The organism is Microbacterium proteolyticum (assembly GCF_014192415.1).
Classification (GTDB): Bacteria; Actinomycetota; Actinomycetes; order Actinomycetales; family Microbacteriaceae; genus Microbacterium; species Microbacterium proteolyticum.
In genome coordinates this window covers 261,519-287,585 of record NZ_JACHXY010000003.1, presented here as the reverse complement: position 1 = coordinate 287,585, position 26,067 = coordinate 261,519, and the positions used below count along the sequence as shown (strand labels likewise).

Here is a 26,067-nt window from a genome sequence, read left to right as displayed (position 1 = left end):
GCGTGTGCTCCGTTACGACGAGACGGTGACCAGCGTTCGCTGCCAGCCGCTCGATCCGTCGGGGGCGATGGGGGCCTGATCCTGGACCTGCAGGTTGCCCTGCTTGTCGGTCGCGCGCACCGCGATGTAGTGCGAGCCGGGATCGGCGTTCCAGTCCAGCTTCCACTGCACCCATGACTGATCGTTGATGGGGGTGGACAGCTGCGTCTCCTGCCAGTCGCCGTCATCGATGCTGACTTCGACCTTCTCCACGCCCACGGGCTGCGCCCAGGCCATGCCGGCGATGACGATCGCGCCGGCGGCGATGGGTGCGCCGATCTTGGGGGTGTCCACGCGCGAGGACATCTTGATGGGCGCCTCGGCGGAGTACCCGCGCGGGGTCCAGTACGCCTCGTCGCGATCGAAGCGCGTCACGGTGAGCTTGGTGACCCACTTCGTCGCCGACACGTAGCCGTAGAGGCCCGGAACGACCATGCGCACGGGGAACCCGTGGTCGAAGGGGAGCGGTTCGCCGTTCATCGCGACCGCGAAGATGGCGTCGAGGTTGTCGTCGGTCAGCGACGACAGGGGAGTGGATGCCGTGTACCCGTCGACGCTCTCCGACAGCACCATGTCGGCGTCGGCCTGCACACCCGCCATGCGCAGCACATCGCGGATGGGGACGCCCGTCCAGATGGCGTTGCCGACGAGGCCTCCACCGACCTCGTTCGACACGCAGGTGAGGGTCACGCCGTACTCGTCGAGACCCATGCCGACGAGGTCGTCGAAGCTCAGCTCGATCGGGGTGTCGACCATGCCCTCGATCGAGAGGCGCCAAGTGGTCGGGTCGACGTTGGGCACGGTCAGCGCGGTGTCGACGCGGTAGAAGTCGTCGTTGGGGGTGATGATCGGCGTGAGGCCGTCGATCTCCCAGTTCGCCCCGTCGGGCACCGTGACGGTGGTGCGCGCCGAGGGGAGTCGCAACGCGTCGCGCGCCGCCGCGACCGACGCGGTGGTGGCGTTGAGGATGCGTGAACCGACGCCGACGAGGACGGCGCCCACGGTCGTGATGCCGGTGAAGAGCAGGAACTGACGGCGATTGGCGCCGGCGACCTGTGCGTCGTGCTCGCGCGCCGCGGCGACCCACCGCTGGAGACGCGAGACGGCGAAGACGAGGACGAAGATCCCGGCGATCGTGCCGAGCACCGGAGGCAGCCACGCGAGGGCCCCGGCGCCGGCGCGGGTGATGATGGCGGCGGTGGCGAGCGCTCCGCCGATGCCGATCAGCACCGCACCGACCGGGCGGAACCGGTACTGCGCGATTCCGGCCACGGCCGCGGCCACGGCTGCGCCGACACCGACGCCCGCCAGCAGGGCGATCTTGTCGGTCTCGCCGAACAGCGTGATCGCGAGCTCCTTCAGCGGGCGCGGCACGATGTCGACGATGAACGAACCGACCGCCAGCACCGGGCTGGCCGAGCGTGCGACGAGGGCGGCGAACAGCTCTGCGACGGCGAGGAGGACGGCGGCCGACGCGATGCCGGCGAAGGCCGCCCAGATCCAGCCGTGCGGGCGGCGGACTCTGGTCGTGTCGTCGGTGTGGGTCGCGGTGTCGATGGTCATTGCATCCTCGTTTCCGGGTGTCACGCACGCGCGACCCCGCCTCGCTTCTTCTTCGGAGCGGAGGGGCGATCGGATGCCGAGCCCGCACGCCGCGGTCGGCCCGGAGAGAGGTCAGCGCCGTGGGTCGGCGGGAGGGGTCCGCGCCGCGCGGCCCGGGGCGAGCGCGAAGGCCACGACCCCCGACACGATCAGCACGAGCGCGACGGCGAGTCCGGCGGTGAGCGGCTCGTCGAGGAGGGGGACGGCGACCACCGCGGTGAGGACGGGACTGAGGGCGCCGGCTGCGGCGGTGATGCTGCTCCCCAGATTCTTCACCGCCACGACGTAGCATGCGGTCGACAGCAGCCCGGTGCCCACGCCCTGCACCAGGGCGTACGTCCCCCAGGCGGGCAGGTCGACGGTGCCGCTGAACAGCTGGGACGGCAGGGCTCCCGCCGCCGCGAGCACGAGCGCCACGACGAGCGAGGTGAGCGAGACGAGGGCGATGACTCCGAGCGGATCGACTCGCGTGCGCGAGAGCCCGATGGTGTACGCCGCCCAGACGAGTCCCGCCGCCATCAGCACGGCGATCCCGTCCGGACCGGCGGGGCCGCCGGTGAGGGTGGCGCTCGCGGCGACGCCGGCGACGATGGCTCCGAGGGCGATCAGGCGGCGGCGGGAGATCGGAGCGCGGAAGCCGAGGAAGAGCAGCACCGCGACGAACAACGGCACGGTACCGGGTACGAGCAACCCGGTCAGCGCCGCGGAGGTCAGGTGCGCCCCCCACGCGAAGAGGAGGAAATGGGGCAGTCCCGCGAGCAGCACGAGCGCGATCACGCTCGCACGCTCCCCGCGCAGGCGTCGCAGCGTGCGCGGCACCCAGGGAGCGAGCGCGATCGCGGGTACGCCGAAGCGCACGATGGCGGCATCCCCCACGCTCATCCCGGTCGTCTCGAGCGCGCGGGTCGACAGCGCGAACGACGACCACAGGCAGACGACGGCGGCGAGGGCGACGGCCCCGACGATCGTCCGGTGCGACGACACGGAGGGGCGCGGGAGGGCGAACGTCGTCACCCTGCGAGCGTAGGAAAGGCGATGAGGCACGCGATTGCGGATATTGCTTCACGGCCGCTCAGATTGGCAGAATCTGCTCCATGGACGGTTTAGACGCGATCGATCGACTCATTCTCACTGAGTTGCAGCGCGACGGACGTCTCACGAACCAGGAGTTGGCCGATCGCGTCGGGCTGTCGCCCTCGCCGTGCCTGCGGCGCGTCCGACGTCTCGAAGACGCGGGCGTGATCTCCGGATACCGCGCGGTGGTCTCGCCGAAGGCCGTCGACCTCGAGATCACGGCCTTCGTGCGGCTGCGTCTGGCCTCGCACGAGGGCTCGACCGTCGATGCGGTGGAGGAGCGGCTGCGCGCCATTCCGTGGATCGTCGAGGCACATCTGCTCGCCGGCGACTGGGACTACCTCGTCCGCGTCGTGACCCCCAGTTTCGACGAGTACGAGCGCCTGCTGCGCGAGCACCTCCGGGCCATTCCCGCACTGTCGTCGATCGACACGACCTTCGCCTTCGGGGTCACCAAACCCCTGTCGCCGCTGCCCGTCCACCGCGACGTGTCGTATCGCGCGCCCTGACGCGCTAGCCGACGGCCGGTGCGCGGGTTCTCGTCGGACCGCCGCGATCGAGCGAATCTCGTCGGCCATCAGGCCGATGGCAAGCACGCCGCCTACGCCGACCGCAGCCCCGCGACGATCCGTGTCCCTCACGACCTCGGCATCCGTGGCTCCCCTCGCGTTCCGGTGACCTCGGACGAGGCGACCGGGTTGGACGCGAGGGGAGCCGCCCCGGTCAGCGCGCGCGGCGCTGCTTGGCGAGCTTGGTCACCACCCGGCGCCGCACTTTCTGCACCTTCGGGTCGTTCCACACCCGATACGCGACGGTGCCCGCGGCGACCGCACGCCCGATCGCCGTGCGTGCCAGCACCGCCCCGGCCAGTCCTACCGCCCCGGTTCCGATCCATCGTCCGACACCCATGGCGCCTCCTTCTGTCGCGTCTGGAGACTCCAGCAGACAGGATCGGACGACGGATGCCGGCACGCTTGCGCCTCGCCCCTGGGTGTGCTGTGACGCCGGCTCAGGCGATGCGCTCGCCCACCCCGGCCGCGAACGGCTCGAGGGCGGCGACGACGTCGTCGGGCAGGGGCGTGGAGCTGGCCGAGACCGCGTCGTCGATCTGGCTCGTGCGCGAGGCGCCGATGATCGCCGTGGTGACGACCGGGTCGCGCAGCACCCACGCGACGGCCAGCTGGGGGATCGAGAGCCCCGCCTCACGGGCGACGCCCTCGATGCCGCGGATGCGTTCGAGGTAGTCGTCGGTGAGCGCCGAGGCGTCGAGGAACCGGCTGTCGGCGGCGCGGGAATCGGCGGGCACGGTCCCGTCGAGGTACTTCGCGGTGAGGAGCCCCTGCGCGAGAGGGGAGAACACGGCGCTGCCGACGGCGAGCTCGCGCAGCGTCGGGAACAGCTCGGCTTCCGGTGTGCGATCAAACAGCGAGTACCGCGGCTGATGGATGAATAGACGCACGCCCTCAGCGGCCAGCAGCTCCCACGCCCGACGAGTGAGGTCGGCGGGGTAGTTCGAGATGCCGGCGTACAGCGCCTTACCGCTGCGCACGATGTCGGCGAGGGCGTGCACGGTCTCTTCGATCGGGGTGTCGGGGTCGACGCGGTGCGAGTAGAACACGTCGACGTGGTCGGTGCGCATGCGCCCCAGGCTCTGCTCGAGCGAGCGCATCAGGTACTTGCGCGATCCACCGTCGCCGTAGGGACCCGGCCACATGTCGTACCCGGCCTTGGTCGAGAGGAACAATTCGTCGCGGTAGCGGCGCAGGTCGCTGTCGAGCACGGTTCCGAAGGTCGACTCCGCCGCCCCGTACGGGGGACCGTAGTTGTTGGCGAGGTCGATGTGCACGATGCCGCGGTCGAACGCGTGCCGCAGGATCTCGCGCTGCGTATCCAGCGGACGTGCGCTGCCGAAGTTCTGCCACAGCCCGAGTGAGATGCGGGGGAGCGGGATGCCGCTGGAGCCTGCGCGCAGGAACGGCACGTCGTCGTAGCGCGTGGCGGCGGCCTCGAACGGAGAGGTCAAGCGGGGGTCATCGGCGTCGATGGGCATGGTGCTCCTCGGAGGGCGTAAGCGGGATGCCTCGACTCTGCCATGCCCGTCCCGGTCCGCGCTCTCCCTCGAACGCGGCGGACCAGGTCGGTACGGCATCGTGTCGACCGCGAACAGGAAGCCCGGCACCGGCCCGGATGCCGCGCCATCCCTCGCCTGCTCCGATCGAGGCGTCGCTCAGGACGCCGCGCCGGCGAGCTCCTCGTGCAGCAGTTGCGCTCCCGCGGAGAGCGCGCTGATCTTGTCGAACGCGACCTGGCGCGGCAACGGCGCCATGCCGCAGTTGGAGCTGGGGATCAGCTTGTCGGCGTCGACGAACCGCAACGCGCGGCGCAGGGTCTCGGCGACCTCCTCCGGCGTCTCGATGCGCTCGCTGGCGACATCGAGGGCACCGAGCATGATCTTCTTGCCGCGGATGAGTTCGATCAGGTCGATCGGCACGTTCGAACGGTGGCTCTCGAGCGAGACGATGTCGAGGGTGGATTGCTGCAGCAGCGGGAATGACTCCTCGTACTGTCGCCACTCCGACCCGAGCGTGGCCTTCCAATCGGTGTTCGCCTTGATGCCGTAGCCGTAGCAGATGTGCACGGCCGTCTGGGCGTTCAGGCCCTCCACCGCTCGCTCGAGGGCGGCGATGCCCCAGTCCTTCATCTCGTCGAAGAAGACGTTGAAGGCGGGCTCGTCGAACTGGATGATGTCGACCCCGGCGGCTTCGAGTTCGCGCGCCTCCTGGTTGAGGATGGTGGCGAACTCCCACGCCAGCTTCTCGCGGCTGCGGTAGTGGCGGTCGGCGAGCGTGTCGATCATCGTCATGGGGCCCGGCAGCGCCCATTTGATGGGTCGATCGGTCTGCGCGCGCAGGAAAGCGGCGTCCTCGACGAAGACGGGGGCGCGACGACTGACGGCTCCGACGACGGTCGGCACGCTCGCGTCGTAACGGTCACGGATGCGCACCGTCTCGCGGTGTTCGAAGTCGACACCCTCGAGGTGCTCGATGAAGGTCGTGACGAAGTGCTGACGGGTCTGCTCTCCGTCGCTGATGATGTCGAGGCCGCGACGCTCCTGCTCCTGCACCGCGGAACGCAGGGCGTCGTGCTTGCCCTCGACGAGCACATCGCCCTCGAGCTCCCAGGGCGACCACAGCACCTCGGGTCTGGCCAGCCACGCGGGCTTGGGGAGGCTTCCGACGGTCGAGGTGGGCAGGAGCGGGGACACCGCGGTCGATCCTTCGCGGGTCATCGTGCGGCCAGTGCGTAGTCGGCGGCCCACTGGTCGAGGATCGCGCGGTGCGGCTCCACGAAGTGCTCCTCGGCGTAACGGCCCTGGATGACGGCGAGCTGGCTGCGCTCGACGCGGTCGTACGTGACCTCGGTCGGCTCGAAATCCGCAGCCTCGAGGCTCGGGCGGTAGACCTCGTGCGCGGGGACGCGAGCGTTGTAGATCTCGGGGCGGTAGATCTTCTGGAAGGTCTCCATGGTGCTGATCGTGCCGATCAGTTGCAGATCGGTGTAGTCGGCGAGCAGATCGCCCCGGAAGTAGAACGCCAGGGGCGCGACGCTGCCGCGCGGCATGAAGTAGCGCACCTGGAGCCCCATCTTGCCGAAGTACTCGTCGGTGAGCGACGAGGTGGTGTCCTGCGCGTACTCCACGCCCAGTACGGGGTGCACGACGCCGGTGCGGTGGTAGGTGCGGCTCGTCGAGACGCTGATGCAGATGACGGGCGGGAGCGGGAAGCGCTCGCGGTAGGCGGCGGAATCGAGGAAGTGCGAGAACAGCTTGCCGTGCAGGTCGCCGAAGTCGTCGGGCACGGAGAAGCCACCCGCGGCGGCTTGGGCTGCGGGCAGCACGATGCTGAAGTCGTAGTCGCGCAGGTACGACGAGAAATTGTTGCCCACGATGCCCTGGTGGCGCTCGCCGGTGTGCGTGTCGAGGATGTGCACGTCGAGCACCTCGATGACCGGGAACTCCTCGTCGGCACCGTCGGCGAACTGCAGCTGCACCGACACGATGTCGAGTTCGACGCGATACCGCTGGCCGTCCGGGTCGTCGGACGCGAGGTCGTTCAGGCGACGGTCGATCATCGACAGGGCGGTGCGCAGGTTCTGCTGACGCCCCTCCCCACGGGCGAGGTTGGCGAAGTTCGTCGTGACGCGCGATCCCTCGGCGGGTGCGTAGTCCTCGTCGAAACGGGTGGTGGTGATGCGGAACGTGATGTCGTTCGACATGGGGATGCCAATCGGGGAGGCGGGGAGACCGGGCGGGTCTCGAGGAAGTCGGTTCCCTCATCGTCCAGCGGAAGAGGAGGCATCGGGTAATTCCGCGACGCTATGCCCTGCTATAGCCTCTACCTATGCCCAAGCGGACGAGCGGCATCACGCTGCAGCAGCTCCAGTACTTCATCGAGGTGGCCGCGGAGGGATCGATCAGTGCCGCAGCCGATCTGCTGTTCGTGGCCCAGCCGACGATGTCGGCGGCGATGCGCGACCTCGAGACGCGGGTGGGGCGCGATCTGCTCACCCGCTCCGCCCGCGGGGTGACGCTCACTGTCGACGGCGTCGAGTTCCTCGGCTACGCACGGCAGGTGGTGGAGCAGGCGGCGTTGCTCGAACAGCGGTACCTCGGACGCCCGCCGTCGCGGCGACTGCTCGGCGTCTCGGCCCAGCACTACTCCTTCGTCGTCGACGCGTTCGTCCGCATGGTCAAGGCGACGGATGCCGCCGAGTACGAGTTCTCGCTCCGTGAGACACGAACGTTCGACATCATCGAAGACGTCCGGACGCTGCGCAGCGAGCTCGGCATCCTGTTCCGCAACGACTTCAACCGCAACGTGCTCGACAAGCTGCTGCGCGATTCGGGGCTGGTCTTTCACCCGCTCTTCGTCGCCGCGCCGCACATCTTCGTCTCGCGGCGGAACCCCCTGGCATCCCGGCCCCGGGCGACCCTCGCCGACCTCGCCGGCCTGCCCCGCCTCACGTTCGACCAGGGGGCGAACAACTCCTTCTATTTCGCCGAGGAGATCCTCTCGACCCTGTCGAGCCCCCGGGAGATCCGGGTGTCCGACCGCGCGACGATCTTCAACCTCATGATCGGCCTCGACGGCTACACCATCTCGACGGGAATCATCAGCGACGACCTCGATCCCGAGATCGTGGCGGTGCCGCTGGAGGTCGACGAGCGCATCGAGATCGGCTGGATCGGACGCAGCGCGATCCCGCTGACCGAGCAGGCTCAGCGCTACCTGGGGGAGGTGCGCGAGGTGGTCGCCGGGTTCGGGGTGGCGCTGCTCGGCTGAGGAGCGGGATGAGTCGTCGCTGTCGAGGACGGCGCCCGTCCCGCACCATGACGTACGGTGCGACGAACCACGGCTAGGTCGTCGGGGTCGAACGCCCTCCTGCATCGCGAGAAGATATCGCAACGAGACGGCTCGACAGAGTGCCAGGCGTGCACAACAGAGACCCAGCGGTGTTCAGGTCGAGATCGATCATCAGCGTGACCGGTCATCCGCCGGCGCGACGGCCGCGACGGACGCGCTCGACGGTCTCGCCCGCGGCGACACCCACGAGGAGCATCGCGCACGCGATCGACAAGCCGAGCGCATCGAAGACCGGGACGACGGATGCCGCACCTGCGAGCACGGCGAGAGCGAGGAGACCGAGAAGCTGAGGTCGTGACCAGCGGCCCTCGAGGACGCGACGGAACGCCACGGTGCCGCTGAGGAAGAGGACGGGCGCGCCCACGATCACGACCGTGGTCGAAAGACCGCGCTGGTCGGGAAGCGTGAGCATCTGTTTGTCGCCCACGCTCATCAGCACGATGCCCGCGATGATCAGAAGATGCACCCAGGTGTAGGCGGTGCGAGCGAGCCGGCCCGGCTCATCCGACGCCTCGATCGCTTCGGCGCCGACGCGCTCGCCGTGGTCGAAGTAGATCCACCAGGTGGCCGCCGCGGCGATGAAAGCCGTCACCATCGCGGCGATCGATGATGTGGACGACTCCTTCTCGACGAAAGCGAAGCCCGTGACGAGCAACCCCTCGCCCAGGGCGATGAGCACGAACAGCGCCGTGCGCTCGGCGATGTGGGGGCCGGACAGATCCCACGACTGCAGCATCACTCTGCCTCGGCCCGGGACAGGAAACCCCAGAATCGTACCGGCCAGTTCGACAGCGAGTGCCGCGGCCCACAGCGGCAACTGCCAGGTGAGGGGCAGCAGCGCGCCGACGATCCACAGGGCGCTGCTGGCGACCGTCCAGCCGAGCACGAGAGCGAAGTCGCGGGCGACCGCGCGGTCGTGGCGGATCGTCGCCCAGACGATGAACCCCGTGCGCCCCACCTGAAGGATGACGTAAGCGATTGCGAACGCCCACGCGCGGTCGCCGAAGGCCTCGGCGATCGAGACGCTCATCACGAGGGCGACGAAGGCCAGCACGATCACCGCCCCGCGGACGGGCAGCTTCATGGGGTCGAGCCAATTCGTCACCCAGGTGGTCGACACCCATGACCACCACAAGGCGCACACCATGACGGCGCCCTCCAAGGCCCCCAGTGGCGTGTGATTCTCGGAAATGTAGGCGGACAGCTGGGTCAACGCGAGGACGAAGACCAGGTCGAAGAACAGTTCGACGTACGTCACGCGATCCGCGCGCGCGGAGTCCGCGGGGCGCAGCACGTTCCGGGCCATCCCGAATGCCATGTCCACATCCTCGCACCGCCGCCCGAGTGACCCGCATTCGAGGGGGCCCTTGTTTCGTCCGTGTCTCGGATCGTGAGAGTCGGCTGCGAACGAAGGCCCGCTTCGAACGACACGATGGTCGTCGTCGAATTCGGGGGTGGGCGCGTGTTGTCTCTCAGAGCCGGTGGATGCCGGGCGTCGGCAGTCCACGGAGCGACGGCCGTCGACGCGGGAGCGCCGACGGCCGTCTAGGGGTGAGGTCGTTTGTTCAGGACTCGCGCGTGCGGCGGGGAACGATGCGCATGACGGCGGTGCCGGCGGCGATCAGGGCGAAGGCGGCGAGACCCAGCCACACCGAGTTGAATCCGGTCATGGCCAGTGCGCCGGCGCCGACGCCTGCGCCGGTGGACGATGCGATGTTGTTGTACATGGTGTTTCTCCGTTCACCAGTCGCGTCGACGTCGTGTCAACGCGTCCAGGTATGCCTTGGTGTGGACGATTTGCAGGAAGAGATCGATGACGAGTTCGTACATCAGGCCGGCGAGCACCATGTGCCGCCACCCGCGGTCGCGGACGGTGACGATGCGCTCGACGATGAAGATGACCGTCACGCCCAGCCAGAACGGCTGGACGGCGAAGTTGCCCCACCCGATCGCATAGACGATGGTGGCCAGGTAGACGTAGGTGATGACGCAGCCGATCATGGTGAGCAGCTGACGCCCCCAGTACGGCGCGGTGACCCGCGTCAGGCCGTACTGCACGCAGTTCTCGACCGCTCCGCGCTTCCACCGCAGACGCTGGTTCCACAGTTCGCGCCACGTCGGCATGACCTCCGTCACGAGGGTGCACCCGGCGGGGCTGAGCACGTCGTAGCCGAGGTGGCGGATGGCGAAGGTGAGCTCGTTGTCCTCGGTGAGCACCGACGTGTCGTAGACCCCGCCCCGACCGTCGCCCGCGGGGAGCTCGCCGGCGAGGCGCGCCTCTCCGATCCGGCGGAGCAGACCGACCTGCAGCACGGCGGCGGTTCCGGTGACCACGAGGCACTTGCCGCGCAGGCGCCGCACATCGCGGGCGTAGCGCGCATACTCGTTGCGCTGGAGGTGCCCGACGAAGCCACCGCCCTCGCTGCCGCGGAAGACACCGCCGACGGCGCCGATGCGCCCGCGGAGGTTCTTGCGCGCGATCTCGAGGAAGTCCGGGTCAAGGGCTGAGTCGGCGTCCTGCACGAGCACCACGTCGTCTTCCCGCAGGTAGGGGAGCGTCTCGGCCAGGAACTGATTGAGCGCTCCGGCCTTCTTGTGGGTGTTGCCGGTCGTGACGAAGACCTCGGCGCCGTGCGCCTGGGCGATCTCGACCGTGCGGTCGGTGCAGTTGTCGGCGATCACGACGATGTGATCCGGCGGGGACGTCTGGTTCTGCAGGCCCTGGATCGCTGCGGCGATGCCGGCTTCCTCATTGTGGGCGGGAAGAGCGGCGACAAGGCTCGCGGTGCGGGCGCCCGCGCGGCGACGGCGTGTCGGAGTTGCGGCCGGCGCCTCCGAGTCGATCGCAAGAGGCGTGCCGAGCGGGGACGCCGCGAAGACCGAGACATCGGCGGGTCGCTCCCTCGACGGGGATGTCACGAAGACCGAGACATCGGAGGGTCGCTCCCTCGGCGGGGATATCGCGAAGACCGAGACCTCGGCGGGCCGCTGTATGGTCGCGGAAGCCGCGTCGGAGCGGCGCGGGGTCGGCGCCGTCGGTCGATCGAGCCCGCTGACCGAGGGCGAGGTAGGGCGACGCCGGGTTCGCGATCTCCGTGTCGGAAGGACCTCGGGCGGAGCCTCCCACGACGCCCGACGCGGGAGGGGCGATGCGTGGCTGCGTGCGCGGCTTGTGGTGGTCGTCACCGGGATCCTTTTCGTCGTCGGTGCATGCAGAAATGCACCGGAGATGGGCTCGCCGGTGTGAGAACTCGCAGCCCCGCTGCCGCTGATGCGGTCTGTCGGATCGCAGTGGATCTCGGACAGCGTTGAACCTATGCGCATGAATACGAGATTTCGTCGACGGGGGCGCAAGAGAACCTCAAGATCGGCAGAAGGTGAGGAAAGGGCAGTTCGGGCCTTTTCTTGCGTCATTAATCAGCTTCTGCTCAGATTCATTGGAGGGCGATTCACAAGAAGGCCGCGCGTGACGGTCGTCTCCGTCGTCGTCAGGTGTTCGAGAGGCAGGACTCGTCATGCTCGGTCGTTTCCTTCTGGTGCCGCGTCAGGCGGGCGCCGCGCTGACCCTCCTCGCCCTCGTCGGGCTCGCCGCCGCACCGGGCAACGCCGTCGCGGCGGAGGGACCCACGGATGCCGCTCCGACGGCGGTCGTCGCCTCCGCCCCCGCCGATGCCCCGGGGTGGTCGACGCTCTTCCGGGACGACTTCGACGGGCCCGCCGGCACCGCGGTCGGTCCCCAGTGGGAGCACGAGGTGGGCACCTGGGGGACGGGCGCCATCGACCGCACCACCGCGTCGACGGCGAACGTCTTCCTCGACGGGGCTGGCGCGCTCGGCATTCGCGCCCTCGAGGATGCCTCCGGCGCATGGACCTCGGGCCGAATCATCACTGCCGACAAGTCGTTCTCGGCGCCGCCGGGCGGACGACTGCTCCTGACGGCATCCATTCGTCTGCCCGCCATCGCCGACCCGACCGGGTACTGGGCGGCCTTCTGGGCTCTCGGCCGCGATGCGAGCGGGCAGATCGACTGGCCGCGTACGGGCGAGATCGACATGCTCGAGGCGGTGAACGGCACACCGCAGCTCCTTCAGACGCTGCACTGCGACCTTCCTGACGGGGGTGCCTGCGACGAGCCCTACGGCATCACCAGCGGCCTGCAGGACTGCGCATCCTGCCTGACCGGGTTCCACAGCTACTCCACGCTGATCGATCGCACGGTGCCCGGCGCTGAACGCGTGGAGTTCTTCGTCGACGGGGTGAGCACGCACGTCGTCGAGGAAGCGGAGGTGGGCGAGAGTGCATGGGATGCCGCCATCCCGAACGACTTCTTCGTCATCCTCAACCTCGCGATCGGCGGCGGGCTGCCCAACGGCGTCTGCGGGTGCGACAGTGCGTCGGCGCCGAAGACCTCGGGGGGCACGATGTCGGTCGAGCACGTCGCGGTGTACCGGTCCGACCCTCCGGCGCCGTCGATCCCGACGATCGCGGGCACCGCCGCGGCGGGGGCGACCCTGGTGGCGGCGTCCGGACGCGAGGTGCCGGTGACGTACCAGTGGAGGGCGGACGGCACCGCGATCGCCGGCGCCACGGGTGCCTCGTTCGCCGTTCCGGGCACGGCAGTCGGCAAGCGCGTCTCCGTCACGGTCTCGGCCCCGGACGGATCGGATGCCGCGACTTCGCTGCCGACGGTCCCCGTGACCGCGGGCACGCTGGGCGCGGTCACTCCCGCCATCAGCGGCACCGCGAGGCTCGGGTCGACCCTGACCGCGTCGCCGGGCACGTGGACGCCCAGCCCGGTCACCCTAACGTACCGGTGGAAGGCGAACGGTGTCGACATCGCCGGTGCGACGGGTAGGACGTTGAAAGTCGCCACGACGCAGCTGGGCAAACGGATCACCGTCAGCGTCACCGGGAGTAAGGTCGGGTTCACCTCGGCGCAGCGCACGTCGGCGCCGACGGCGGTCGTCGTTCGTTAGGGGTCCCCGCTGTCGGCCCCGCCTCCGCGGCGAGTCGCGCCGGTCGCGCATTGTTCGCTCGAATTTCTTCCCGGGCGCGAACGGTTTTATGCCACTATGACGCAAGGTGCCCGATTGACCTGCCGAACGTCATGGCGAATCCGGCGCGGACATTCATTAGCCCTCTGTGAAAGGCGCGATCATCGTCACTTCTGGAATTCGCGGTACGTTCTTCGATTTCATCGACGACCCGTGGAAGCACGTGGGCAGAGAAGAGGATTCGGCTCGATTCCTCCGTGATGGTCTCCTCGTCATCGAAGACGGTGTGATCGTCGCCTTCGGCCCTTTCGATGAGGTGTCCCCCCTGCATCCCGACCTCGACATCACCGAGATCCGCGGGCGCATCATCACCCCGGGGTTCATCGACGGCCACGTGCATGTTCCGCAGACGCGGGCCCTGGGCGCCTTCGGTGAGCAGCTCCTGCCGTGGCTGCTCGACACCGTCTTCCCTGAGGAAGCTCGCTACAGCGACCGCGACTACGCGCGCGCCGGCTCGGACCGCTTCCTCGAGAACATGCTCGCCGCCGGGACGACGACGGTGCAGGCGTTCACCACGACCTCCACGGTCGCTGTCGAGGAGTTCTTCGAGGCCGCCGCGCGGCGCGACATGCTGGTGATCAGCGGGGTTACCGGCATCGATCAGTTCGCGCCCGAAGGGTCGACGAGCACGCCCGAGGAGTTCTACGCCGACAGCAAGGCGATGATCGCCAAATACCACGGCAAGGGTCGCAACCGTTACGCCATCACCCCGCGTTTCGCGCTCGGCGCGAGCGATGAATTGCTCAAAGCCTGTCAGCGCCTCAAGAAGGAGCATCCCGACCTCTGGGTGAACACCCACATCTCGGAGAACCCGCTCGAGATCTCCAATCTCCTCCTCGCGCATCCGGACTGCACCGACTATCTCGGTGTCTATGAGAAATACGAGCTGGTCGGGCCGAAGTTCTCCGGCGGGCACGCGGTCTGGCTGTCCGACAATGAGTTCGGGCGCCTGTCCGACAGCGGTGGTGCGGTGGTGTTCTGTCCGTGCTCGAACCTCTTCCTCGGTAGCGGCATCTTCCGGCTCGCGAAGGCGACCGACCCTGACAAGCGCGTCAAGATGTCGTTCGGCACCGATATGGGCGGCGGCAACCGGTTCAGCATGATCCACGTCCTCGACGAGGCGTACAAGGTCGGGATGCTGGGCAACACGCTGCTGGACGGTACGACGAACCGCATCACCCAGGACCTCGCGGCGGCCGAGCGCAGCAAGCTCTCGCCCTACCGGGCCTTCTGGTCGGTCACCCTGGGAGGCGCGGAAGGCCTGTACATCGACGACCAGGTCGGCAACTTCGAGGTCGGGAAGTCCGCGGACTTCGTGGCTCTCGACTGGAACGCCGGTCCGTCGGCGATGCCGTGGCACCAGTCCCTCTTCTTCGACGAAGCGGGCCCGACGACGATGGAAGAAGCCGCGCACGCGCTGTTCGCGGTGATGATGGTCGGCGACGACCGCAACGTCGACGAGACCTGGGTGTCCGGCGTACGTCTCTATAAGAAGGACTGACGGTGCAACGCCTCGCCGTCGCGGACGAACGGCCGACGTCGGGGGAAGTGTCGGGCGCCGACGACACGGCGGTCACCCTCGTCACCCACCGGAAGGTCGCCGCCCGCGACGTCGAGGCGTTCGAAGGGTGGCTGGAGCGATCGGGCCGCGCCCTCACCGGGACGCCGGGGTATCTCGGCAGCACCGTCATCTCGCCGAGCGAATCGAGGGACGACTGGACACTCGTCCAGCGCTTCACCGATGCCGCCGCCGCACGCGCATGGCTCGACGGCTCCGCACGGCGGGAACTCTACGAACAGATCGCCGACGTCGAGGTCATCGACGAAGAGGTGACGCTCTTCCGCGAGAACCCGTCGCCCGGCGACGAGGTCTCGGTGCTCATCTCGTCCACGGTTCCCCCGGCTCTTGAGGCGGACTATCTGGCGTGGCAGAAGCGCATCTCCGATGTCGAGGCGCAGTTCCGCGGCTTCCGGGGTCACCGGATCCAGCGTCCCGTTCCCGGTGTGCAGGACGAGTGGGTCGTCATCCTCACGTTCGACACGGCAGATAATCTCGCGACCTGGATCGACTCGCCGGAGCGCACGCGTCTCCTCGAAGAGGGGGAGCGGTTCAACGCCGACCTGTCGGTCGCCGCGTCGAGCTTCGGTTTCGACTTCTGGACGCCCGCGGGCGAGACCGCTCGCGAATCGGTGATGAAGAACAACCTGCTCGTGCTGGCGGCGTTGTACCCGATCGTGTTCGGGTGGAGCTACTTCGTCAGCACGCCCCTCTTCGACGGTCCGCACGCCATCCCGTTCTGGCTGTCGTTGTTCGTCGGCAACTTCGTCAGCACCCAGCTCCTCGGCTGGTTCGTGATGCCCCGCGTGTTCAAGATGTTCGCGTGGTGGCTGAAGCCGAAGCCGGGCTGGCGCGCCCAGGCTTTGGGTTTCGGCATCCTGATCGTCGTCTACGGGGCCTCGATGGCCCTCTACGCGTGGCTGCTGTCCCTGGCCGCGTAGCGGCTGGTCTCGCGCCGATCCCGGGAACTCGTGCTCGAGTGGGGGAGGTGGTGGGCACGGTAGGGCCAGCCTCTAAAAAATCAAGAGGGCTGCTCCCGCCTCTGGAAAAACTGCAGAAGTTGGCTGAACTCGCCGCGGTCGTGCCTGCAGATCCCGATACTGACCTGGACGAAACTGGTCGCTCGTGGCTGATCCGCCGCCGTCTGAGCGACGAGCAGGTTGCAGAGTTGGTAGAGTTGTACCGATGGGGTCTTGGCACGCCGGCCCTGTCCAAGCGGTTCGGCATCTCGAAGCCGAGTCTCCTCGAGCTGCTTCACGATCGTGACGTGCAGATGCGTCGTCAGCCACTGACCAAGACGCAACGGGCTCGCGCGGTGCAGCTCTATGAAGAGGGTTTCGCCATCAAACCGATTGCAGTCGAGCTTGGCTCCAGCTTCGGCGCCGTTCATCGTGTGCTGAAGGCGGAGGGCGTCAGGCTGCGTCCGCGTCCTGGTCGGTAGGGTCGGCTTCACCGGCTTCGTTGACCGCCCGCCGTCGATCAGTAATGCTTGCGAAGAGCCACGCCGTGGTGGCCGCGCTTGAATGACGTGTCAGGCGCTAGTGACCAAACCTAATCGTGTGGGACTGCTGCACGTCGACTTGGAGGCTGGCATGGGGCGAAGCAAAGCGAGAAAGCCGAAGCGCGCTCAAGCCAAGCCCGTGGCGCCCGAACTCGATGAACTTGCGCAAGCCTATTGTCGGTTCGACCCTGACCAGCTGTGGACCATGTTATTCGCGGCAGCCTCGTCCCCGTCTGCCCGTCATCGAACCACATCGATCGGCGCGGCGCTCGCTGCCAGCCTCAGCGCGACCTCCGTTTCCCCCGAGCGTTCAAGCGCGCCTCTCCCCGATGCGCAGGAGCTGATTGATACGGCGGCTCATTCCAAGGGCATCGGTGTCATGCACGAGGACTACGTCCCGACGGACACCACCAATGTTGCTACTGTCCGAGTTGATGACGAACTGCTTCGCTACGTGCCAGGTTTGGTCGAGAGGCCAATAGCCGACCTCTCACGGGCTCTGCGCCTGGCCGACGCGGTAGACGACCGACTTATGCGGCGGCACAAGTTCGGCATCGCCAACGTCGTCCGAGTAGCGCTCAGGTACGTGGACCACTGCCTGGACGCTCTGTTGCCGGAGTGGCAACCGGCTCCGGACATCGAACTTGGCGATGAAATCACCCTTCCTGCTAATGAGCTGGACGCCGCCGGCAGGCTCGTGTCCACGGACCCGCTTGAGTCGCTCCGACTCGACCAAGCCGACCTGCTCGCGCTTGAGTGGATGACCTCACCAGCGATCTCGGCGAAGTACGACCACGAGAGTCGCACGAGTCCCTTTGGACGAACTCTGCGTTATCGCCTTCCGACTGCTGACCCGCGCTACCGATGGTTGCCACCGACCTATGTCCCCGAAGTGCTTGCTCACGCGGTCGCGGATCTTGTTGAGGGCCTTAAACGTGATAACCATGCCAGGCGAGCGCTCCGGGCCTCCTGCATTGATGCGATCCGCGGCGCACTCTGGCGGTTCTCGGATGCATTGATCGAGGCACCGCCCAAGGTGCGCGATGAGACGCTTCCGCTGACTGGGAACGCAAGCCAGTGGCTCGTTCCTGTCGACGGACCCAATTTCATCGCGGTGTCGATCCTCTTCACAGAAGACCTTCCCAGAACAGGGCCGTCGTCACCAGCGTGCGTAACGCTCGCAGACCGCGTCCGGGACCATGCCCCCACCGACGGCCCGCTCTCGGCGCAGATCGCTGGCGGTGGCACCATCGAACTGCTCCCCGGTGCAAGCGTCGTACCGCTTGTCATCGTCGCAGGCACCTCCCATTTGATGGCTCCGCAGGTTCCAGGCCAAGCGACCCTCGCGTTGGAAGATCTCACCTGGATTGCGGAGACAGCGACGGCGAAAGACGACCTGTATCGATTCGTTCGTGACCTGAGCTCACCGGAGTTCCCGTCCAGCTTCGGCTGGGAAGCAATCAACTACTGGGAACCGTGGAGGACGAACGACAAAACATTCTTCAAGGGCGGGATCAGCCCAACACACATGTACTTCGAGGCGCACGCGGGAGATGCAGAGTGGGAGCGCGCGGTCGCTCTCTCGAGATTAGAAGTTGCGCTTCATGGAACGGGCCTACCGTCGCTGCGGCACGCGGAGATGGCCGAAATCTCATCCGGCAATGTCGCTTCCGTATCGTTTCTTGCCGCAGAGAGCGAATACGACTACCGACGGGGAACCCACCATGCCCCGGACCGCATCGGCTGGTCCCTGCCTCTGATCACGCCTCCGATCGCAATCGTTAGGTCCGACCCGGACTGGACAGACGAGCAGGAGTATCGGTTCCTGTTCGACGTCTGTGGAGGCCTCATCTTCGCGTTTGATGCAATCGGTGACTGGTGGCGGCAGGCCCACGAAGGCCTCGGAACCCGCGGATACCGACTCTGGCTCCGGGCAGTTGAGCGAGGCGATGAAGTGGTCGAGTTCTCATCGCTGCGGAGTCAAACCGAAGGTGCTCCGCGGGTCGCGCTCTGGAGTCTTGACGTGGAGAATTTCGTGCAGGAGGCGGACGGTAAGCTCTTCGCAGCCAATGCGCTTACAGCAGACGCCCTCGAACAGCTTCTTGTGTACGGCGGCGTCACTGAGAGCGTTGCGCAAGAGATCGGACGCGAATGGCTCACCTGCCGACCATTCCTCATACTCGAGACGAAGACCGCCCGAACCAAGCTCAACCACCTGCCTAGGCCGTGGCAGCTGAGCCCGTCTGACGAATCAGCGACAACTGCATCCTTCGCCCGTCGCCTTCACGCAACGGGCGTACAACCCGGCGCGTACGGTGGGTTCGAAGCCAATGCGCTAGTCAGAACACATCTCGCGCCCGCAGCTCTGGAGCACCTCAACGATCGAATCGCCATGCACGACGTCGATGTGATCGTCGCTACGGGGATGGAGCAACTTAATCGTGTGTATGACCACCTCCAAGATGAACAGGGCAACCTGACCCGCGTCGCCCAGAATCTCAGCACGGAGTGGGACCCAGTCGCCCGCATGGCCGAGCTCGCCAGCGAAACGCTCGAACTACGGCAGTGCAACGAGATCATCGTCGAAGCCGCATTGAGATTGGATTTGGGTGTCGGAGGGCAACAGCCTGTTACGGCTCACAGCTGGAGTGCGCTCCTAGCGGCCGCAGATGCATATCGCACGATGACGACGTTGAGCGAGCGGCTGCATCATCGGGTTGCTCCGGCGGTCATCGAGATCAGCTCGGCGTACGAGCTCACATTCAAGGATGACGAGCAGGTCACTGATGGCTCATGGGTGTTGGAAGGGGGCTCCCTCAACACGGCGGCAGCCGCTGTCCGCCTCGGCCCGGTACTCGATGACGACGAGGCAGGCACAGGAGCATTTGAGGATGCCGTTGACCCAGCGATGCTGGAATCCTTCGGCGCGTCCACTTCCGATCTCTTCGTAGTTTTGATGGCACTCGCTCAGTGGGATTCATTCGACGAGGGCAGAAGCATCACATTTGCCTCAGAGGACGAGGCTCTCAACTGGGTCTTTGAAGCAGCCGGTGATCCCAACGAAGAGCAGCGGTCGCGTCTCCGGCGCGCATTTCAAATGCTCACGGTGTCCGCAGACATCCTGCGATCCAGCAGTTGGGAGCCGTGGCAAACCCGCACCCGCAGGCATCGTCTCCTGGTCCAACCGCTTGTACGGCGTCCGGATGCCACGATCCTGATCGCTCCGCAATATCTCCTGATGACCCTGAGTGTCTACAACAATCACCTGACACAGGGCGTTCTTCCCTGGACCGGCGAGGTGCCGGACGATGTGTCGAGGGCCCTCGCTGAGAGACGATCGGCGAGGAACAAGACGTTCGAGCGGACACTTGAGCGGCAGCCACAAGAAGCCGGGTTCAAGACCATCGCGCGCGTGAAGCCTGGCGACCACGGTCGCCTTGGCGTCCCGGAGCTAACGACAGAAGTTGACCTCGTTTGCGGGCGTAGTGGCGATCCAAACATCTGGCTGATCGAGGCGAAGGACCCAGCATCCGTTTATGGCTTTGCGGAGACCGCGCGCCAGTTACGGACCTTCTACAGCGATTTGGAAAACAAGGGCAAGATCAAGCCTTGCTACGCCACTCAGCTCGCGCGCAAGGAATCCGAGTTGAAGCCCTACGTTGAAAATGTAGCGACGATGCTCGGCCTCGAGCCACTGCCGGAGCACGGCGCCCACGTGCTTCAGACGCGCTTCGTCACTCGCCATCTGACGCCAGCAGGCTACTGGATTTCGCGCCCGTATGAGGTGCTCACGGCGTCTCAGTTCGTTGTCGCTCTTACTGAATGCGGTGAGGTCATCGAGCAGGATATGGGAGACCTGACGTGAAATGAACCAACTAGGTGACCATCACCTGGGGGTCAAGGGGTCCCAGGCTCAAATCCTGTCATCGCGGCCAGAAAAACCCCGGTGGGCGTGAGGAACGAATTGGTGACAACTGATCGTTAGTGCCGGGAGGTGCTGGCGGGGAGGATGTCATCATGCCCGGTCCATATCCCCGAGAGTTCCGCGAGGACGTCATCGCGGTCGCGCGACGTCGTGAGAGCGGCGTCACCATCAAGCAGATCGCCGCGGATTTCGGTATCAGCGAGGCGACGCTGCAGAACTGGCTCCGCCAGGCCGATGTCGAGGACGGCAACCGCCCCGGTCAGACCGCTGCGGACGCGGCGGAAGCTCGTGAGTTGAAGAAACGGATTCGGTTGCTCGAGCAGGAGAACGAAGTTCTCCGCCGTGCGGCGGCGTATCTGTCGCAGGCGAATCTGAAACTCGGTGGCTCCCCAAAATGACGTACCCGCTCGTAGCTGAGCTCGCCGATGCGGGGATTCCCGTGACGGTGTCGTGCCGGGTTCTCAAGCTCGCTCGCCAGCCCTACTACCGGTGGCGGAACGATCCGGTGCGGGACGCGGACGTGCTCCGCGCGTATCGGATCAACGCGCTGCATGACGCGCACCACGACGACCCGACGTTCGGATACCGATACCTCGCTGACGAAGCTCGTCGGGCCGGGTGGCGGATGAGTCGACGGACGGCGTGGAAGCTGTGCTCGCAGGCCGGCATCCTCTCCTCCGCGCAGCGTCGCCGACGCGGGAAGGGCAAGAAGGCCGGCCCGCCGGTGTTCGACGACCACGTCCAGCGCGAGTTCCGCGCCGATGCACCGAACCGGGTCTGGCTCAGGGACATCACGGAGCATTGGACGAGCGAGGGCAAGCTCTACTGCTGCGCGATCAAAGACGTGTTCTCGAACCGGATCGTCGGATACTCAATCAGCGACCGGATGACCGCGAAGCTCGCCGTCGACGCCGTCCGCAACGCCATCGCACGCCGCGGTGAGGTCGCCGGCTGCATCCTGCATGCCGATAGGGGCAGCCAGTTTCGGAGCAGGGCGATGGCCCGTGAGCTGCGCCGTCACGACATGGTCGGATCGATGGGCAGAGTCGGCGCCGCCGGGGACAACGCGGCCATGGAGAGCTTCTGGTCACTGCTGCAGACGAACGTGCTCAACCAGCAGCGATGGGTGACGCGGCAGGAGCTGCGCCTGGCGATCGTGGTCTGGATCGAGCGGAAGTATCACCGACAGCGAGCCCAGGACACCCTCGGCGGGTTGACGCCCATCGAATTCGAAGCCAAGCTAACCGAGCCGCTCACACTCGCGGCCTAAACCGAACCTGTCACCAGTTCGTTCCTCACGCCCTTACATGGCCGATGCCATGGAGGCCGTCACGGACATCATGAACGAAGTCCAAGTCCGGCAGAGCGGCGAGGACATTAAGCAGAAGATGCTCCACAAGGCGATGAGCGGCGGGACCACCGGTCGGGCCAAGATCGGCTACCTCAACGTGCGCAGGGACTTCGACGGACGTCTGGTGAACACGATCGATATCGATCCTCAGCGGGCTCCGCTCATCCGGTGGGCCTTTGAGCAATACGCGACGGGGGAGTACAGCATGTCGGTTCTCCGCGAGCAGCTTGCAGAGCAAGGCCTGACGACTCGTCCGACGGCGAAGTGGAAGGAAGGTCCGCTCTCGCTGAACCAACTCAGCCTGCTTCTCCGCGACCCCTACTACCTCGGGATGGTGACCTACAAGGGCCAGGTGTTCGACGGGCGTCACGAAGCACTCGTCTCGGCGGAGACCTTCGAGCGCGTTCAGGAGGTGCTTGCTGCTCGCAGGAGGCCGACGCAGCGAGACCAAGTTCATGCACACTTTCTGCGGGGGCTGATGTGCTGCGATCGGTGTCGCGAAGCGGGGCGGGAGCACCGAATGATCTACACCGAGACGAACAACGGGAAGGGCGGCCTTTACGGATACTTCCTGTGTCGCGGCCGCCAGGACGCGACATGCGATCTTCCGCACCTTCCAGTCAAGGAAGTTGAGCGCGCCGTTGCTCGGGAAGTGCGCGGACTGAGGCTTGACCCGGGCTTTGCTGCCGAGATGAGGCGCCATGTGCATGACGCGCTCACCGTGCAGCAACAGGGGGAGCGAGAGGCCAGAGCTCGACTGGCAGCACAGCTGAAGAAGCTCGAAGTGCAGGAGTCGAATCTGCTCGATATCGCCGCAGATGGAGAGCTGGCCGCGGAAGCCGTCAAAGCCCGGCTGCGTGCCCTCGCCGTGCAGCGTCGGACCCTCATCGACAAGCTCGCGCGCTCCGATGAACAGGTCCAGCGGCACGCAGATCTAGTCCTGGCATACCTCGATCTGCTTGAGCGCCCGTACAGCTTCTACGTCTCCGCGTCCGAACCGATCAAACGGCGCATTCTTGAGGCCTTTTTTTCGGTCCTCTGGATCGATGATGAGTTCCACCAGGTGCGCGCTCAGGGCCAGGTGCACGAGCCCATCGCGTTGATCCAAGAAGCAGCTACCGCATGGGCGGCCACACACGCAAAGAGCGCCAGCGATTCCGCTGACGCCCTGGACTCCACCCCGAGCAACCTTTATCTCAAGGCAATTTGTTCGAGTAAGACAAGTCTGGTGGGCCCGGAGGGGCTCGAACCCTCGACCCGCGGATTAAAAGTCCGATGCTCTGCCAACTGAGCTACAGGCCCTGATGCCTCCAGCCTACCGGGAGCGGCGGCGCCCCCGTGCTCATCGCCGCGTGCGGGCGACGATCCAGAAGAGGTAGGCGCCTCCGACGACGCCGGTGAGCAGACCGACCGGGATCTGCAGGGGGGCGAGTGCGCGCTGGGCCACGACGTCGGCGATGACGAGGACCACTGCGCCGGTCAGTGCCGAGCCGAACAGCGGGATGCCGCTGGTGCCGAGCGTGCGGCGGGCAAGTTGCGGAGCCGCGAGCGCGATGAAGCCGATCGGGCCGGAAACCGCGGTGGCTGTTCCCGTCAGCAGCGCCGCCACCACGACCAGGAGCAGACGCACGCGGCCGGTGCGCACGCCGAGGGATCGCGCGGTGTCATCGCCGAGTTCGAGAGCACGGAAGTCGCGATGCACCAGGGCGAGGACCACGCTCAGGATGCCGAGGGCACCGAGCAGGAGAGCGACGTCGTCCATCGAGGTGGCGGCGAGACTCCCGTGCAACCACTGGTCGGCGTTCCGCGCGATCTCGACGGGCGCGCGTGTGAGCAGGTAGTCGTTGACCGCCGCGAGGAGCGTCGAGAGCGCGATGCCCGCGAGGATCGTGCGCTCGCGCGAGACGCCGACGCTGCGCGCGACGAGCATCACGACGACGACCGTGAGCAGCCCGCCGATCCACGCGCCCGCGGCGGGCGACGCGGCGGGGGCGATGACGATGAGACCGACGAGCGCGCCGGTGGCGGATCCGGCGGTGAACCCCACGATGTCGGGGCTGGCGAGCGGGTTTCGGGCGAGGGTCTGGAAGACGGCGCCGGCGAGCCCCAGGGCCGCACCGATCGACAGCGCCGCGACGACCCGCGGCACCCGCAGGCCCATCACCACGACGCTCGTGCGGCCGTCGGCATTCCCAGTGAGGGCGGATGCCACGTCGCCGAGCGACGCCTGGAACGACCCGGTCGTCACCCCGACGATGGCGGCGACGACCGCGACGGCGACGGTGACCGCGGTGACGATCGCGTACCGACGGTGTCGTGGGCCCACGGCCGGGTGCATCACGACGGCTTCCGCACGACGAGCCACAGCAGCAGGGGAGCTCCGACGAAGGCGGCGACGATGCCCGCCTCGACCTCGCCCGGAAGGGCGATGGTCCGACCGATCACGTCGCTGGCAAGGGTGAGCGCGGCGCCGGTCAGGGCGGCCAGGGGGAGCGAGGTACGCACGCCGCGGCCGACGACGCGGCGGACGAGGTGGGCGACGAGCAGTCCGATGAAGGCCAGGGGGCCGGCCGCCGATGTCGCGACCGCGCACAGCAGGGTGATGGCCGTGCCGGCCACGACGACGACGGCCGCGGGCGACACCCCGAGCGATCGAGACAGATCGGCGCCGAGTTGCAGCTGATCGAGCCCGCGGGCGACCGCCGCGGCCAGAACGACCCCCGCGATCGCGAAGGGCAGCAACTGGGCGGCGACGTCCGGGTCACGTCGCTCGAAGGAGCCGACCGCCCAGAAGCGGAACGACTCGAACGTGTCGTCGTCGGCGAGCGTGATGATGCGGACGACCGCGCCGAGGCAGGCGCTCAACGCGACCCCCGCCAGGACGAGGCCGATCGTGTCGCCGCGTCGCCCCGGCCGTGCGGCGGCGTTCACCAGGAGCGCGGCTCCCGCCGCTCCGGCGAATGCGAACCAGACGTATCCGGCGGCGGTGCCCACCCCGAAGAATGCGATTGCCACGACGACGCCTACTGCCGCCCCCGCGTTGACGCCCAGCAGTCCGGGGTCGGCGAGGGGGTTGCGGGCGACGGCCTGCATCAGCACTCCCGCGACCCCCAGGCACGATCCGGCCAGGAGCGCGGTGAGCGTGCGGGGGATGCGGAGTTCGAAGACGATGACGCCGACGGCATCCCGCCGGTCCGAGAACAGCGCGGACATGACGTCTACCGGTGAGAGCGCGCGTGACCCCACCGCGAGGCTCGCGACGACGAGCCCCAGCAAGACGACGAGTGCGACGAGGGTCAGTCCGGTCGCCCGCCGCTGCGCCCTCCGACGGCGCTGAAACAGATGTGCCGCGGTCGCCGGCTGAGCAGCGGCGGACAGATCGAGCACACAGGTAAGGATAACCTAAGTACGTGACCGACTTTCGTGCCCCGTCTCTTCTCCGCCGTTTTCGTCCGCTCGCCGCCGCGTTCGGAGCCGTAGCCGTCCTCGCGCTCAGCGGCTGTGCCGGCGCCGCTGCCCCGGCATCCACCGTCGACGCCGAAGCCGGCGCCACGGGGGAGTGGGTCGTGTCGCGCGACCTCGAACCCGGCATGGGCTCCACCGAGCCCGACGGCGTCTTCCCCCGCGAGGTGACGCACTTCGAAGGCGTGACCGAGGTCCCCACCCCGCCGTCCCGCATCGCCATCGTGTCCACCGGCCAGCTCGACGCGCTTCTCACGCTGGGCACGGTGCCCGCCGCCGCCACCCGCGCCGAGAACAGTGGACTCGTGCCGCAGTACCTGCTCGACGCCTTCCCCCAGGATGCCGCGGCGCTCGCCGCCATGACCGACATCGGCCAGCGCACCGAGCCCGACCTCGAGGCGATCGCCCAGGCCGCCCCCGACCTCATCCTGATCAACGCCACGCGCGGCGCGGAGCTCTACGACGCCCTGTCCGCGATCGCTCCGACCGTGGTCACCAAGGGCAATGGGGTGAACTGGAAGAGCGACTTCCTCCTCATCGCCGATGCGCTCGGCGACGAGGGTGCGGCTCGCGGGATTCTGGATTCGCTCCAGTCCGACAGTGCGGCGTTCGCCGCGACGCACCCCGCGGGTGAGCCGACGGTGTCGTTCCTGCAGTCGACGGGCGATCGCACGCGCATCATGGGCGTGCCCTCTTTCGCCGGCGGTCTCGCGGAAGACCTCGGGCTCGGTCGCCCGGCCTCCCAGCAGTTCGACGAGACCTCGCAGGAGGTCAGCGCAGAGCAGATCGACCTCGCCGACGCGGATCACGTGTTCTACGCCGGCACCGGACAGGGCGTGGCATTCATCGAGGAGGCGCCGTTGTGGCCCACGCTCGACGCCGTGGCGGGCGGACGCACGACGGCCGTGGACTTCGACCCGTGGTTCATGAACGCCGGACCCACCGCCGCTCGACTCGTTCAGGACGAGATCGTGCGCGTGGTCGGGGGGAACTGACCGGCGCGGCACCCGCACACGAAAAAGCGAGCGCCGGACCCCCTCGCCTGGGGTCCGGCGCTCGCCGTCAATCTCGGTCGATC

General features: G+C 67.3%; 20 protein-coding genes, 1 tRNA gene and 1 pseudogene. 10 read left to right on the top strand and 12 right to left on the bottom strand.

From position 1 onward, the window contains the following. Nucleotides 1-12: 12 nt before the first annotated feature. A complete protein-coding gene (locus tag FHS07_RS13475) occupies nt 13-1,602 on the bottom strand; it encodes a molybdopterin-dependent oxidoreductase (protein WP_183420420.1) in 1,590 nt (529 codons plus the stop codon). Between the two features lie 111 nt (nt 1,603-1,713). Beyond that, a complete protein-coding gene (locus FHS07_RS16845; RefSeq protein ID WP_183420419.1) occupies nt 1,714-2,655 on the bottom strand; it encodes an EamA family transporter in 942 nt (313 codons plus the stop codon). 80 nt (nt 2,656-2,735) lie between these two features. On the opposite strand from FHS07_RS16845, the gene FHS07_RS13465 reads away from it, so the two are divergent. Beyond that, nucleotides 2,736-3,224: an Lrp/AsnC family transcriptional regulator gene (locus FHS07_RS13465; RefSeq protein ID WP_183420418.1), complete on the top strand. Its 489-nt coding sequence runs from the start codon at nt 2,736-2,738 to the stop codon at nt 3,222-3,224. 214 nt (nt 3,225-3,438) lie between these two features. Here the strand turns inward: FHS07_RS13465 and FHS07_RS13460 are convergent, their stop codons facing one another. The 4 genes from FHS07_RS13460 to FHS07_RS13445 all read right to left on the bottom strand — a co-directional run bounded on the left by FHS07_RS13460 (nt 3,439) and on the right by FHS07_RS13445 (nt 6,990). Beyond that, complete coding sequence (locus FHS07_RS13460; RefSeq protein WP_055956458.1) at nt 3,439-3,624, bottom strand: hypothetical protein; 186 nt, start codon at nt 3,622-3,624, stop codon at nt 3,439-3,441. Between the two features lie 100 nt (nt 3,625-3,724). Continuing rightward, nucleotides 3,725-4,765, bottom strand: a complete 1,041-nt coding sequence (locus FHS07_RS13455) for an aldo/keto reductase (RefSeq protein WP_183420417.1) — start codon at nt 4,763-4,765, stop codon at nt 3,725-3,727. 177 nt (nt 4,766-4,942) lie between these two features. Next, nucleotides 4,943-5,980 carry a methionine synthase gene (locus FHS07_RS13450; protein ID WP_343054722.1) on the bottom strand — a complete coding sequence of 346 codons (1,038 nt, stop codon included), beginning with the start codon at nt 5,978-5,980 and terminating at the stop codon, nt 4,943-4,945. Nucleotides 5,981-6,000: 20 nt separating this feature from the next. Further along, nucleotides 6,001-6,990, bottom strand: coding sequence for a putative oxygenase MesX (locus FHS07_RS13445; protein WP_183420415.1), 990 nt, complete (start codon nt 6,988-6,990; stop codon nt 6,001-6,003). Nucleotides 6,991-7,115: 125 nt separating this feature from the next. Between FHS07_RS13445 and FHS07_RS13440 the strand changes: the two genes are divergently transcribed. Next, nucleotides 7,116-8,057, top strand: a complete 942-nt coding sequence (locus tag FHS07_RS13440; protein ID WP_183420414.1) for a LysR family transcriptional regulator — start codon at nt 7,116-7,118, stop codon at nt 8,055-8,057. A 205-nt stretch (nt 8,058-8,262) separates the two neighbouring features. Here FHS07_RS13440 and FHS07_RS13435 read toward each other — a convergent pair whose 3' ends face one another. The 3 genes from FHS07_RS13435 to FHS07_RS13425 all read right to left on the bottom strand — a co-directional run bounded on the left by FHS07_RS13435 (nt 8,263) and on the right by FHS07_RS13425 (nt 11,057). Then, nucleotides 8,263-9,456 carry a low temperature requirement protein A gene (locus FHS07_RS13435; RefSeq protein ID WP_183420413.1) on the bottom strand — a complete coding sequence of 398 codons (1,194 nt, stop codon included), beginning with the start codon at nt 9,454-9,456 and terminating at the stop codon, nt 8,263-8,265. Nucleotides 9,457-9,703: 247 nt separating this feature from the next. Continuing rightward, nucleotides 9,704-9,865, bottom strand: coding sequence for a hypothetical protein (locus tag FHS07_RS13430; protein WP_183420412.1), 162 nt, complete (start codon nt 9,863-9,865; stop codon nt 9,704-9,706). 13 nt (nt 9,866-9,878) lie between these two features. Further along, entirely contained in the window at nt 9,879-11,057 is a 1,179-nt protein-coding gene (locus FHS07_RS13425; RefSeq protein ID WP_343054721.1) for a glycosyltransferase family 2 protein, read from the bottom strand. A 596-nt stretch (nt 11,058-11,653) separates the two neighbouring features. Here FHS07_RS13425 and FHS07_RS13420 point away from each other — a divergent pair. From FHS07_RS13420 to FHS07_RS16915, 7 genes and pseudogenes are all read left to right on the top strand, one after another. Beyond that, nucleotides 11,654-13,114 carry a family 16 glycosylhydrolase gene (locus FHS07_RS13420; RefSeq protein WP_183420410.1) on the top strand — a complete coding sequence of 487 codons (1,461 nt, stop codon included), beginning with the start codon at nt 11,654-11,656 and terminating at the stop codon, nt 13,112-13,114. A gap of 166 nt (nt 13,115-13,280) precedes the next feature. Continuing rightward, entirely contained in the window at nt 13,281-14,693 is a 1,413-nt protein-coding gene (guaD, locus tag FHS07_RS13415) for a guanine deaminase (RefSeq protein ID WP_221189499.1), read from the top strand. 2 nt (nt 14,694-14,695) lie between these two features. Next, nucleotides 14,696-15,691 carry an antibiotic biosynthesis monooxygenase gene (locus FHS07_RS13410; protein ID WP_183420409.1) on the top strand — a complete coding sequence of 332 codons (996 nt, stop codon included), beginning with the start codon at nt 14,696-14,698 and terminating at the stop codon, nt 15,689-15,691. A 119-nt stretch (nt 15,692-15,810) separates the two neighbouring features. Continuing rightward, nucleotides 15,811-16,191, top strand: coding sequence for a helix-turn-helix domain-containing protein (locus tag FHS07_RS13405; RefSeq protein ID WP_183420408.1), 381 nt, complete (start codon nt 15,811-15,813; stop codon nt 16,189-16,191). Nucleotides 16,192-16,309: 118 nt separating this feature from the next. Then, nucleotides 16,310-20,116, top strand: coding sequence for a hypothetical protein (locus tag FHS07_RS13400; protein ID WP_183420407.1), 3,807 nt, complete (start codon nt 16,310-16,312; stop codon nt 20,114-20,116). Between the two features lie 152 nt (nt 20,117-20,268). Beyond that, nucleotides 20,269-21,446 (top strand): IS3 family transposase gene (locus tag FHS07_RS13395; RefSeq protein WP_425488159.1). Its coding sequence is split into 2 segments (ribosomal slippage): nt 20,269-20,535 and nt 20,538-21,446, totalling 1,176 coding nucleotides; the frame shifts between segments, so codons are not numbered across the junction. A gap of 37 nt (nt 21,447-21,483) precedes the next feature. Beyond that, nucleotides 21,484-21,891 (top strand): annotated as a pseudogene (locus tag FHS07_RS16915) (recombinase family protein); the annotation flags it as partial. Between the two features lie 862 nt (nt 21,892-22,753). Here the strand turns inward: FHS07_RS16915 and FHS07_RS13385 are convergent. The 3 genes from FHS07_RS13385 to FHS07_RS13375 form a co-directional block, all read right to left on the bottom strand. Continuing rightward, nucleotides 22,754-22,829: transfer RNA gene (locus FHS07_RS13385), tRNA-Lys, on the bottom strand. 40 nt (nt 22,830-22,869) lie between these two features. Next, nucleotides 22,870-23,892, bottom strand: coding sequence for an iron chelate uptake ABC transporter family permease subunit (locus FHS07_RS13380; protein WP_183420406.1), 1,023 nt, complete (start codon nt 23,890-23,892; stop codon nt 22,870-22,872). Further along, complete coding sequence (locus FHS07_RS13375; protein ID WP_221189498.1) at nt 23,865-24,914, bottom strand: iron chelate uptake ABC transporter family permease subunit; 1,050 nt, start codon at nt 24,912-24,914, stop codon at nt 23,865-23,867. Before FHS07_RS13375 ends, FHS07_RS13380 begins: the two co-directional genes overlap by 28 nt. 23 nt (nt 24,915-24,937) lie before the next feature. Between FHS07_RS13375 and FHS07_RS13370 the strand changes: the two genes are divergently transcribed. Continuing rightward, nucleotides 24,938-25,984 carry an ABC transporter substrate-binding protein gene (locus FHS07_RS13370; protein ID WP_183420405.1) on the top strand — a complete coding sequence of 349 codons (1,047 nt, stop codon included), beginning with the start codon at nt 24,938-24,940 and terminating at the stop codon, nt 25,982-25,984. The last annotated feature ends 83 nt before the right edge of the window (nt 25,985-26,067 follow it).